We start from the raw sequence: 12490 nt of genomic DNA on the forward strand, positions 1-12490 counted from the left end.
TGAAGGAGGATTCGGACAATGATCAAAGCGGAATACGTCTACTCGCTGAGCGGGAAGGATTGGACGCTCTCGTGCGAGGGCGGGGCATTCCCGACCGTCCCGGCCCAGGTGCCGGGCAATATTCAGGCCGATCTGGAAAACGCGCGCTGCCTGAAGCCGATCTATTACGGCGTCGGGGACGAACGAATCTGGGAGGTCGCCCGCCACGACTGGCGGTACAGCAAATCGTTCGAGGTGCCGGCCGAATGGGCGGGCAAGCGGATCAAGCTGAGCTTCGACGGGGCGGACTATGCCTGCGATGTGTATCTGGACGGCCTGCCGATCGCGTCGCACGAGGGGCAGTTCGAGCGGTTTTCCGCGGATATCACGGACCGCGTCGGCGCCGGGACGACGCACGAACTGTCGGTGCTTTTTCACAAGATGCCGCCCGAGCTCGAGGAATACATTCAGAAGTCCGACGGCGCTGGAAGCGGCGAAGGCACCGAATTCTTCTTCGTCTGGGGGGATGAACAAGACCCGTCAGGTGCTCCGGGGTCTGAAGAGCATCACGAACTTCAGCTACGACTGGGGCACGAACATCTGGACGATGGGGCTGTGGAAGGATGTCGCGCTGTACGCCTCCGACACGGTCCGCATCGACGATCTGCACGTGCGAAGCGAGCCGGACGACACGTATGAGCAAGCGGTCGTGCGCGCGGTATGGGAAGTGGACAGCGCGGCGGACGCGGAAGGCGAGCTCGACATCAGGCTGCTCGCGCCGGACGGCGGCGAGCTGAGGTTCAGGCAGGCGGTGCGGTTGAAAGCCGGCAGCAACAAGCTCCGGTGGGAGCAGACGATCGAAGGTCCGGCTTTGTGGTGGCCCGTCGGACACGGCGCGCAGCCGCTGTATACGCTCGAGAGCAAGCTGCATGTTGCGGGAAGCGAACAGCCTTCGGACGGTCGCGCGGTCCGCTTCGGCATCCGCCGCGTGGAGTGGGGGCAGCTTGCGGGCGTGCCCGCGGACTTTATCAATCCGCTTAAGCTCACCTTGAACGGGCGGCAGATCCGCACGATGGGCAGCAACATGTCTTCGCCCGACCTCCTGCATGGAAGAGCGCACGACCGCGCGCGGCTCTATGCGCAGCGAGCCGTGGAGGCCGGCTTCAATACGCTGCGCATGCACGGGGGGACAGATCGTGTTCACGGAGGACTTCTACGACGCGTGCGACGAGATGGGCATCCTGCTGTCCATCGAATTTCCGGCGGGCAACTGCATCATCGAAGAGGACGAGGACATCGTCGCGCATTGGAGCAAAGTCGTCACCGACATGGTGAAGCTGCTGCGCAACCATCCGAGCATCATTGAATGGTCCGGCGGCAACGAGATGGGCTGGCAGCAGGACACGGTCCACCCGGCGCTGACCGCGACCCGGGCGATCATCGCGGAGGAGGACGGCCGGTACTTCCGCGCGACCTGTCCCTCGCAGGGCGTGCGCCATGCGCCATGGGACTACAATTCGGCCGTGCATTACAAGATCTACAACGACGAGAACATGCGCGACCAGACCGGGACCTATCCGATGCTGCGCAACGGCGAATTCGGCACGCAGACGGCGGGCAACGTCGAGCTGCTGAAGCGGACGATCCCGCCCGCGTCCCGGTTTCCGATCGACAAGGAAGATCCGGTGCTGATCCGCAAAAACATGATCCGCGCCGCGTTCAACGATGAGGTGTGGCTCATGCCGGACAATATCGAGCGACTGTTCGGCAAGGCGGAAACGTTCGAGGAGCTGATCGCGACGTCGCAGTGGATGGGGGCCGAAGGGCTGCGTTACGCCTACGATTCGCTGCGATGGCGCATGAACATGGGCGGCTTCACGAGCTGGTGCTTTAACGAGCCGTGGCCGAACGGGGCCGGCTCGTACTTGGTGGACCATGACGGCCGGCCCGTGCACATGTTCTACGGCGTGGCGCAGGCGATGAAGCCGATCAGCCTGTGCCTGAAATACGACGCGGTGCTGTTCGACCTGTTCGACGGGCTCGAGGCGGAACTGATCCTGTGCAGCGACGCGCCCGAGCCGGCCGCCGGCCTGCAGTGGCGCTACATTTTGCGGGATCGCCACGGGGACGTCTATCGCACGGGCGAAGGCACCGCCGAGATCGCAATGCTGGAGGCCAAGTCTCTGGGGCGCGTCCGGATCGAGCCGGCGCTGGCCCTCAAGACCGGTCCCGTCATTATGGAGCTATACCTCAACGATGCGGACGGCCGCCGTCTCGGCGAACGCCTCTACGTCTTCGGCGCGCAGGGCGCGCGGGCGCCGCTGGCCGGACTGTTCAAGGAAGGGCTTCCGGACCCCGAATTCGGCACGCCGCCGACGTATACGGGGATGATGGGCGGATCGGTCAAGCGCACCGCGCTTCGCGCCGAGGTGCGGAGCCATCGGGCCGACGGGGAGCGGGAGACGCTGGTGCTTCGCGTGGAAAATACTGGCGGCATGACGGCGCTGTACGTCGAGACGCATCCGCTTTTGCTCTACCGGACCGACCTTACCTTCTCGGAGCAGTTCGGCTTCATTCCTCAAGGGGGAGTACCGGGACATCACGATCACCGCGCCGCGGCGGGAGGATCTGACGCTGGCGCAGACCGGCTGGTACGTTACCGCATACAACGCGGCGACGGCCGAGGCGCCGCCGCAGGACGTGGCGCTTTGGACGGGGCGGCAGGACCTGACGTGCGAAGGCTTTGCCGGGTTCGACGGCACATCGGCTGAAGCTGATGGCGCAATTGCTGCGGCGGCTGTGGCGGCCGCGGTCGAACAGGGAGCCGGGACTGAGAACGCGGCCGCGGTCGCGGCGGCGCCTTCCGTCGGACGTGCAGATGCCGCTGCGTCGGATGCCGTGTTCGTCGCAGCCGCATCCGACGGCCGCGTACCGACGGGAGAAGTGCCTTATCTGTGGGACCGGCAGCTGACGTTCCGCTTCACGCTGAGCGCGGAGCAGGCCGGCCGGGCCGGCACGCTGCGGATCTATTCGGCGGACCAGGCGGAGGAAGGCGGGCGTCTCGCGGCTGCGCTCGGCTGCGTCTCGCTGTCCGCGGAGATCGAGGCCGGCTACGGCTTCCAGCTTGCGGAGCCGTGGCAGCTCGCCCAATCTCGGACGACCCGGATCGATTTTCCGCCGGACGCTTTCCGCGAAGGGGAGAACCGGCTTGCGATCTCCGTTGACCGGGGCTGGATCACGTTGGACGCTATGAACCTATCGCTGCGCTGATGCCCGTAACACATAGAACGAACGGATATGGAGTGAAAGGCATGAAAACCGATCCTAAATTATATTTGGCCGTGGACAATAGCTTTGCCAAAAAACGATGGACCAGGCCGGCGGAGTGGATGGAGCTGCTGCGGGAGTTCGGCGTGAGCGTCGCAGAGGCGAGTGCCGACAACGAATTGGATCCGCTCTATATGGACGTGTCCTACATGGCCGACTGGCTGGCCGAGGCGAAGCGCGAAGGCGAGCGGACGGGCGTGCGGATCGGCAATATCTATTCGGGTCACGGTACCTACGCGACGCTCGGGCTCGCCCATACGGATAAGCGCAACCGGGATCGGTTTTTGAACGACTGGCTGAAGCCGATATCGGCATTCGCGGCACAGGCGGGCGCAGGTCTCGGCTTCTACTGCCACGCCTTCTCCGATGCCACGCTCCAGTCGCCCGAGGCTTATGACGATGCGGAGCGGGACCTGTATGCGAGACTGGCCGAGCTCGCGATTCATTGCCGCGACCTCGGCATCAGCGCGGCCGGCGTCGAGCAAATGTACACGCCCCATCAGATCCCGTGGACGATCGAAGGCTCCAAGAGGCTGCTGCGCGAGGTGTACCGACAGTCGGGAGCGCCGTTCTACCTGACGCTCGACACCGGGCATCAGAGCGGACAGCGCAAATTTACGAGGCCGAGTCGGGACCGCATTCGGCAGGAGGCGGCGAGGAAGGCGCAGGCAGCAAGCGTTCAGGGTATCTGGCTCGGTCCGAAGTCCGCCGAACTGCTTTTCCAGGAGATGCTCGCGAAGCCGGAGAGCCAGTGGGCGGCGTATCTCGAAGCGATCGACGGCGAGATGGACCGGTATCCGCACCTCTTCGCGTCGTTCCCAGACGGGGATACGTATCTGTGGCTGGAGGAGCTGGGACGCTATTCACCGATCGTCCATCTGCAGCAGACGGACGGGACATCCTCCGCGCATCTGCCGTTTACGGAGGAGGAAAACCGCAAGGGCATCGTGTTCGGCGAACCGCTGCTGCAAGCGCTCGCCGTCTCCTATGAACGCGAAGAAGCGCAAGGAATGCCGCCGCCGTGCAAGGAGTTGTATCTGACGCTGGAGATCTTCGCCGGCACGAGCGAGATGAATGCCAACATTTTGTACAAGATGCGCGAATCCGTGCGGTACTGGCGCCAGTTCATACCCCACGATGGCATTCTGTTAAGCGAGGCGCTGCGTCATTTGTCGGGAGCCGGTCTTACGGACGCGAGCCGCGGCTGACTCATCCCATCAATTTACCGAGGTGCTGCATCGTGAATCGAACGCTGAACATGCTGGCTATGGATTACGGCGCGAGCGGGGGGCCGGGCGATGCTCGGGGCCTTCGACGGCTCGCGCCTGCAGATCCAGGAGCTCCGCCGGTTCGACAATACGCCCGTTCGGCTGGGCGGCCATTTTTACTGGGATTTTTTGCGCTTGTACCATGAACTCCTGCAAGGAATCGGACAATTCAAAAAGCATTACGGGGACGGGCTCGCCTCCATCGCAGTCGACACCTGGGGCGTGGACGTCGGCTTTCTCGACGGGCAGGGCAGGCTGCTGGCCAATCCCTATCATTATCGCGACGCGCGCAACGAAGGCATGCAGGCGCTCGCGGCCCGTCAGCTCCCGGAGGAAGACATGTACCGGCTGACGGGCTCGTATCCGTGGCAGTACAATACCGTTTTCCAGCTGCTGGCGACAAGGCGCTACGATCCCGTCCTGTGGGAGAAGGCCGAGACGGTGCTCTGGATGCCCGACCTGTTCAACTATTTCCTGACAGGAGCGAAGACTTCGGAATTCACGGTCGCCAGCACCGGCGGCCTGCTCGATCCGGCGCTGCGCAGTTGGTCCGAGCCGCTGCTGTCCGCGCTGCAGCTGCCGGACCGCATGCTGGCCCCGCTCGTGCAGCCGGGCACCCGGGTCGGCGCGCTGCTGCCCGCCGTCGGTGCCGAGCTGGGGATGCCCGCGGTTCCCGTGATCGCGACCGCTTCCCACGACTCCGCGGCAGCCGTCGTCGCCGTGCCGATGGAGGACGACAGCGCGGCGTTCATCAGCTGCGGCACGTGGTCCATCATGGGCGTCGAACGCGCGGCGCCGATGCGAGATCCTCTTGGCCTGAAGCTGTCTTTTACCAATGAAGGCGGAATGGACGGGAAGACCCGGATCGTCAAAAATATCATGGGTCTATGGCTTCTGCAGGAGTGCCGCCGGCAGTGGGCGATCGAAGGCGAGGAGGCGAGCTATGCAGACATGCAGGCGTGGGCGCGCGCCGAACCGGGCGGCGTCTGCTTCGTCGACCCCGACGATCCGGCATTTCTGGCGCCGCCGCATATGCCCGGAGCGATCGCGGCGTACTGCCGCGAGACGGCGCAGCCGGTGCCGCGGACGAAGGGCGAGATCGTGCGCTGCATCGTCGACAGCCTGGCGCTGAAGTTCAGGCAGACGGCGGAAAATCTGGAGCGTCTGCTCGGCAGGAGGCTTGGCGCGATCCATATCGTCGGCGGTGGCGTCCGGCACCGCTTGCTGTGCCAATTAACAGCGGATGCGACGGGGAAACCCGTCATCGCCGGCCCGGACGAGGCGACGTCCGCGGGCAATCTGCTTGTACAGGCGATCGGCTTGCGGCGAGCTCGCGGACCAGTCGCAAGCGCGGGAGGTGGCTGCGCGATCCTTCAAGTCTGAAAGGTACAGTCCGGCGGACGTTTCCTTCTGGGACGACGCATACGGACGCTATTTACGAATCGCAAGGAGGGAGGAAGCGCTTGAAGAAGAAGGGCGCGGTTATGTCTAACCCATTGAATCGAGAGGAGCATGACGGATGAAGAAGTTTGCGAGATTGTGCGGAGGTTCACTGTTCGTCTTCATCGCGGCGATCGGGCTCGCGTTGGCGGGGAACGGCACGGCTTCGGCGGCAACCAGCAAAACGGACTCCATCTTTTCGTTCGACAGTACGACCGGCTGGTGGGGCGATGCGGCGCTGTCGCTGAACACGAGCGGGCAGAAGGAAGGCGCGGGCTACTTCAGCGAGAGCGGTTCGATCGTCGCGGGCAATCTGTCCGCGCCGGTCGACGTGAGCGAGGCCCAGGCGTTCAAGCTGTGGGTGTACATCTCCGACGCGAGCAAGCTGATCGCGACGGGCCCTCAGCTGTATCTCGAATTTTCGCATGTGGAAAATGTTCCGCTTCAAACGGCGCAGTGGACCGCGGACGGACTGCAGACCGGCTGGAACGAGGTCGTCTTCTATATGGCCGATGCGGCGATCTCCAACACGAAGCTGCATGCGATCCGGTTCGTCCGCATCCGTATCGATGCGACCGCGCCGGTCACCTTCGGTCTGGATGACCTGCGGCAGGTGAAGCCGGTCTCCCCGACCGTGAAGCGGATCGATGCGTTCGAGACCTTGACCGGGCACTGGGGAACAGGCACGCTGACATTGGAGACTGCCAATGCGCCGCAAGGGGATGCCTATGTGAAGGTCTCGACGCCGGACGCCAACAACAGCTACGTCATCGCAGGCGAGTGGCAGGCGACGGATCTGGGCGCGTATGCCGCGGACGGCGTGCTGAAGCTCGACGTCTATGTGGAGGATGCCGCCAAGCTGGTATCGACTGGTCCCAATCACGGCGCCGTCGAGCTGCACGACAGCGGTTCGGGCGTCATCGTCTGGGACGACTTCTCTTCAGGACTGACGACGGGGTGGAACGAACTGACGCTGCCGTTGTCGCAGGCGGCGAGCAGCACGGCCGATCTGTCGGACATCGTTTCGTTCCGGTTTTTCCAGACGACGACCGCGGCCGGCACTTCCTTCGGCGCCGATGATCTGCGCATCCTGAACGCGGACGCCGCCGATCATGTCGTGCAGATGTTCCCGTTCGATACGACGAGCGGCTGGTGGGGCGACGGCACGCTGAATCTCGCGACGACGGGCCAGAAGGAGGGCGGGGGCTTCGTCACGACGCAGGACGGCAACGTCATCGCAGGCAACCTGGCAAGCACGGTGGATGTTAGCCGGGCCGAGGCGCTGAAGCTGTGGGTTTACATCTCAAACGCCCGCAAGCTGGCGGCGTCGGGACCGCAGCTCTACTTCGATATTACGCATACGGAGAGCGCCCCGCTGAACACGACCACGTGGACGGCATCCTCGCTGCAGACGGGCTGGAACGAGCTGACCTTCCGTCTGGCGGACGGGGCGAGCGCGGGGACGGATTTGTCCGCGATTAAGTTCATCCACATTCGCGCCGTCACGACCGGCACTCTCGTATTCGGCGTCGACGACCTTCGCGTCGTCGACCGGATCGAGCCGACGGCGACCGCGCTCGGCGAGTTTGAATCGCTTGACGGGCTTACGGGTTCGGGGACGTTGGCGCTCGTCAGCGGCGGCGCTCCGCAGGGCGACGGCTACGTGAAGGTAACGGCTCCGGATACGAGCGGCGCGTATGTCGTCGCAGGCACGCTGCCGGATGTGGACCTGAGGTCTTACCTGGCCGGCGGCATCGTCAAGGTAAGCGTCTATGTCGAGGATGCGGCGAAGCTCGCCGCCGGCCTGAACCAGGGCGGCATCGAGCTGCACGACGCCGCGTCGGGCGTGATCGCCTGGGACGACATCTCTTCGCAACTCGTGACCGGCTGGAACGCGCTGACGCTCAGCGTTGCGCAGGCAACGAGGAATACGGCGGATTGGTCGAATATCGTCTCGTTCCGTTTCTATCAACATACGACTGCGACCGGAACCTATTTTGCCATCGATCATCTGCGCATTCTGAATGCCGACTATGTCGAGCCGCGGTATGCGAACGCGCTTCGTCAACTGGATGCGACGACATTGCTCGGTGCCCAGAGCTTCAAGGGCAGCTCCATCTACAGTACGGGCGGCTGGAAGATCAGGGGCATCGCCGTCGAAAAGCCTGGCATTCACCTCGCTGGCACCGGCGTGCTCGAGGTCTCGAGCCTGGACGATAAGGTCGGCTTGTCCAAGACGTTCAGCAACACTGATTTTAGCGAGTATGCAAACGGAGGCTACGTGTATCTGTGGCTGTACGTAAGCAATCCAGCCAATATTGCAGGCGGTCAGCTGGAATTGACGAGCAGCACGATTCCCGACTACGCCGAGACCTCCTGGGAGCTGGACCAGCTGAATCTGACCGCCGGCTGGAACGAACTGGCACTCCCGGTCGCTTCGGCGGACGGCAGCGACGACGCCAACTGGTCGGCGATCAACTACTTCGGCATTCATGCCGAAGTGACGGCGCCGACCACGCTGAAGCTGGAAGGCGTCTATCTCGGTACGGCCGCCGATCTGCCGACGATCGGGAACACGAAGCCGGTGGCGCCTCGCAAGCCTTACCAGATCGACAATATGGACAGCAAGAAGGACTGGAGCGGCTCGACGATGTCTCTGGTCACGACCGGCGCGCCAGAAGGCAAGGGCTACTTGTCGTCGACCGCGGTGGCGGCAGGCTATATTAATTTTCAGAAGCATTATGTCACGAATGCCTGGGCGGTCAATACGTTCCGCAAGGACCTCCAGGAATACAAGGATTCGCTCATCCACTTATCCGTCTACGTGAGCGACGCATCCAAGATTACGGGCGGACAGATCGAGCTGACGAGCAGTGCGCAGGCAGACGTGAACGAGGTGCACTGGGGCGAGCTCGGCACGGACATCCCGCTCGCGAACGGATGGAATCACTTGACGCTGCGCTTCGACAAAGGCGTATTTACGGGCAATGCGCCGGACCTCGCGAGCCTGAACTGCTTCAGGCTGTACGTCTACAGCACAGGCGCCGTGACTGTAGGCATCGACAACCTGTACGCCGGCACGACCACGGCGCCGGGGACGTTGACGTTCGACAAGGGGCATGCTTCGGCCACGGGGACGGCGCCTACCGCGATCAGTCTGCTGCCGGGCGGACGCGTAGCGCTTCCGGCAAGTCCTTTCGCGAGGAGCGGGTACGCGTTCGCGGGTTGGAGCGACGGCTCGAAGACATATTTGCCGGGCGCCTACTATACGCTGCAGTCGTCCGACGCGACGCTGACCGCCCAGTGGACGGCGCTCGGCGATCCGCTGCTGGCGAATGCGGTCGAGGCATGGGCGCTGGACGACGGCGGCCTGTCGGGCATCGTCCGGTCCGAGCTGGCAGGCGGCACGGCTGCCGCGAGCCATTACGGCGTATGGCTGAACAATGCCACGTTCGGCAAGGTGCTGGATTTCTCGATCGCGGAGTCGTATGTGTCCGCGGACGCGGATCTGGCAAGCGAGCTGTCGTCCGGCGAATTTTCGGTGGCAGCTTGGATCATGGCGCCGGTGCGAGAGGAGGACGATCGCACGATCCTCGCGTCCGGCAACATCAAGCTGTATCTCGATGCGGACGGCCGGTTAAGCGTAGACAGCGGTGCGGGTACTGCCGTCATGAGCAGTACGAACCTCGCGGACGGTCTCTGGCATCATGTGCTGATCTCGTACGGAAGCGGGACTTTAAAAGGTTATATCGACGGCACGAGCGCGTACAGCGGTACGCTGAGCGCCGGCTCGGTAAGCTTGGGCGACGGCGTGGTGATCGGAGCGAACGCGAGTCATGGGGAGAGCTTCGACGGCTCCATGGCGGAGCTGCGCATTTATGACGCGGTGAAGCTGCCGTCCCAGGTGACCTCAGCCGTCATCGATACGGCGGACAATACGCCCGCGGCGCCGGCGCTCGATCTGAAGAAGGGCGTCGTCATCGATCGCCGCCAATACTGGAACTGGAATCCGTACGACTACGAACGGTCGATCGTCGCACCGCAGGATATCGCCAACATCAAGGCGCTTGGCTTCGATCACGTCAAGGTGCTGATCACGCCGAACTGGCTGATCGACAATGAAGGCGCGCTGATCGAGGAGCGGATGGCCTTCATCGGGACCGTGCTCGACGAGGTGGCGGCCCAAGGGTTCAAGGCGATCCTGTGCGTTCATCCGGAGGAGGGTTTCAAGGGCGCGTACATGGGCGGCGCCGATAAAGCGGCCGTCGAGGCTAACCTGCAGCCGCTGCTGAAATGGTACGGCGATTTCGCCTCTTACGTCGCCGAGCGCTGGAGTGCCGACACGGTCGCCATCCAGCTTATGACCGAGCCGAACAGCAATTCTACGGCGGTCAGCTGGGACTGGATCGCGGACCGTACTTGGGGCGCCGTGCGTAACGCCGCGCCGGACCATACGATCGTCACGAGCTCCGATGCGAGCGGCAACCTCGAACGGCTCAAGCTGATGTCGCCGGCGACGGACAGCAACCTGATCTACTCGTTCACGACTTACGAGCCCTATACGATCGGCTTCAATACGCTGCAATCGATCTCGAACGAATACTGGAAGTACATGAAAGAGATCCCGTATCCCGCGCCGACGGGATTGACCGCGCAGCAGAAGGAGGATCTCGTCGATGACATCGTCGCGGACGTGCCGTCCAATCTTCAGTCCGCAGCGCGCGGCGCGGTGAGCGCGTATCTGGACGCGACGTCCGACAGCGGCATGCCGAATTCCTATCCCGGACTGACGTACGGCTACGACTGGCACTTGGCGCGCGCGAGCAGCCTGAACGATTGGCGCATGCGGTACGGCGGCAACATTCACATCATGAGCGTCGAGTTCGGCGCGATGGACGGCCAGACGCCGGTGGAGCTGTTCGAAGCCAACCAAGGCACGGGCAACAGCGATGCGACAAGAATCCAGTTGATCGAGGATTTTAGAAAATCGTTCGAAGCGTACGACATCGGCTGGAGCTACTGGTCATACAACGAGTCGTTCACGCTGCTGAAGCCGGGCGACCGCAAGGGTCTGATCACGGCGAGCCTGCATCCGGACGCATTCGGGCAGAAGGTCGATTCTGCGCTCGTCGAGGCGCTGCTGGGAGACGACTAAAGCGGCGCGGGACGCCGAAGTGGAGGCCTGGATATGAGCAAGCCGTTCATAAAGCTGGAAAAGGGAATCGTCATCGACAAGTGTCAGCCTGCGGGCATACCGCCGGATGCGTCTGCGAGAATCGAGCCCGGGGGATATGCGCATCATCAAGCGGCTGGGCGCCGACCATGTGAAAGTGTTGTTCACGCCGTCGTCCCTGATGGCAGGCGATGCCCTGGACCGGAGCAAGCTGTGGTACGTCGAGGAAATCGTCGGGATGGCCGTAGGGGAGAACTTGCCCTGCCTGGTGTGCATTCACCCGGAGGCGCCGTTCAAGCAGGATTATCTGGCGTCGTCCGAACGCTTCGAAACCGTGCTCGCTTTCTATCGCGAGTTGTCGGCGTGGCTGGCAGAACGATGGGAGGAACGCGAGATCGCGTTTCAGATCATGACGGAGCCTTTTGCCAACTATACCGACTGGAACGACATGCATCCGAAACTGTGGCAGGTCGTGCGTGCGGAGATGACACGGCATACGCTGGTTCTGTCGGGCGATCGGGTCGGAAGTTTGGCGGGCATGCTGGCCATGAACCCCGTGGACGACGACAATGTGTATTACGGCTATACCAGCTATGACCCGTTCGCCTTCACGCTGCAGAGCTGGAATGCCTTCTTTGGCGGGACGCCGGCCGAGCTCGATCGGGTGGGGCGCGTGCCTTATCCGGCCAGTCCGGCGATCGTCGAGCGCCGACTGGACGATATGCTGTCGGGCGTAGCGGAGGGGCATCGCGAGGAGGCGGCCGGCTATGCGAGGCGCTACGGCGAAGGTAATTACCAGCAGGGCAACCACGGCTGGTTCGACCGCGGCTGGCACGAGCGTCGCGTGGAGCGGGTAGCGGATTGGCGGGCGAGGCATGGGCGCAGGCTGCCCGTGCTGTGCAACGAGTTCGGCGTAATGGATGCCGTGATGGGCCGGAAGTACGGCGGCCCCGGCTGCGTGCCGGAGGAGCGGCTCTCATTCATACGCGATTTCCGCGAGGCCATGGAGGCGCACGATATCGGTTGGAGCTACTGGTCGTACAACGAGACGTTCACCCTTTTTTGATCCGGAAAAGCGCACGCCCTTCGGCCACGACGACGCGTCGCTGCTGGATGCGGGTGTGCTCGGGGCGCTGGGATTGCGGTTGGACAGGGAGTGAAGCATGGGAGCAGCGAAGTTTGCTGCTCCAGGGAACGGCAATCAGCCGTTCCTCTTTTTTTCGCGAAATGGATCTCTTTTATAATCGAGCAATCGGTAAGAAACGTCTTGTCGGGCTTTGACTTATAATCGGGCTATGACAAG

The 12490-nt window shown here is 63.2% G+C and carries 7 protein-coding genes and 1 pseudogene; all 8 read left to right on the forward strand.

Annotation, left to right across the window (positions count from 1 at the left end; all coding sequences use genetic code 11):
* Nucleotides 1-18: 18 nt before the first annotated feature.
* The 8 genes and pseudogenes from OMP40_RS35155 (at nt 19) to OMP40_RS35190 (ending at nt 12253) form a co-directional block, all read left to right on the forward strand.
* A complete protein-coding gene (locus tag OMP40_RS35155) occupies nt 19-678 on the forward strand; it encodes a glycosyl hydrolase 2 galactose-binding domain-containing protein (RefSeq protein WP_277538466.1) in 660 nt (219 codons plus the stop codon).
* A pseudogene (locus tag OMP40_RS35160) lies at nt 587-904 on the forward strand (hypothetical protein); the annotation flags it as partial. The gene OMP40_RS35155 and the pseudogene OMP40_RS35160, both read left to right, overlap by 92 nt.
* Before the next feature lie 271 nt (nt 905-1175).
* On the forward strand, nt 1176-2750 hold the full coding sequence (locus OMP40_RS35165; protein WP_277538469.1) for a glycoside hydrolase family 2 TIM barrel-domain containing protein: 1575 nt from the start codon (nt 1176-1178) through the stop codon (nt 2748-2750).
* Nucleotides 2680-3249: a hypothetical protein gene (locus OMP40_RS35170; protein WP_277538471.1), complete on the forward strand. Its 570-nt coding sequence runs from the start codon at nt 2680-2682 to the stop codon at nt 3247-3249. Before OMP40_RS35165 ends, OMP40_RS35170 begins: the two co-directional genes overlap by 71 nt.
* A 41-nt stretch (nt 3250-3290) precedes the next feature.
* Complete coding sequence (locus tag OMP40_RS35175) at nt 3291-4514, forward strand: TIM barrel protein (protein WP_277538473.1); 1224 nt, start codon at nt 3291-3293, stop codon at nt 4512-4514.
* Nucleotides 4515-4604: 90 nt separating this feature from the next.
* Nucleotides 4605-5957, forward strand: a complete 1353-nt coding sequence (locus OMP40_RS35180; protein ID WP_277538476.1) for a rhamnulokinase — start codon at nt 4605-4607, stop codon at nt 5955-5957.
* Nucleotides 5958-6093: 136 nt separating this feature from the next.
* Entirely contained in the window at nt 6094-11169 is a 5076-nt protein-coding gene (locus OMP40_RS35185) for a LamG-like jellyroll fold domain-containing protein (RefSeq protein ID WP_277538478.1), read from the forward strand.
* 136 nt (nt 11170-11305) lie between these two features.
* Nucleotides 11306-12253 carry a glycoside hydrolase family 5 protein gene (locus OMP40_RS35190; protein ID WP_277538479.1) on the forward strand — a complete coding sequence of 316 codons (948 nt, stop codon included), beginning with the start codon at nt 11306-11308 and terminating at the stop codon, nt 12251-12253.
* The last annotated feature ends 237 nt before the right edge of the window (nt 12254-12490 follow it).

The organism is Cohnella rhizosphaerae (assembly GCF_029525575.1).
GTDB classification, from domain to species: domain Bacteria; phylum Bacillota; class Bacilli; order Paenibacillales; family Paenibacillaceae; genus Cohnella; species Cohnella rhizosphaerae.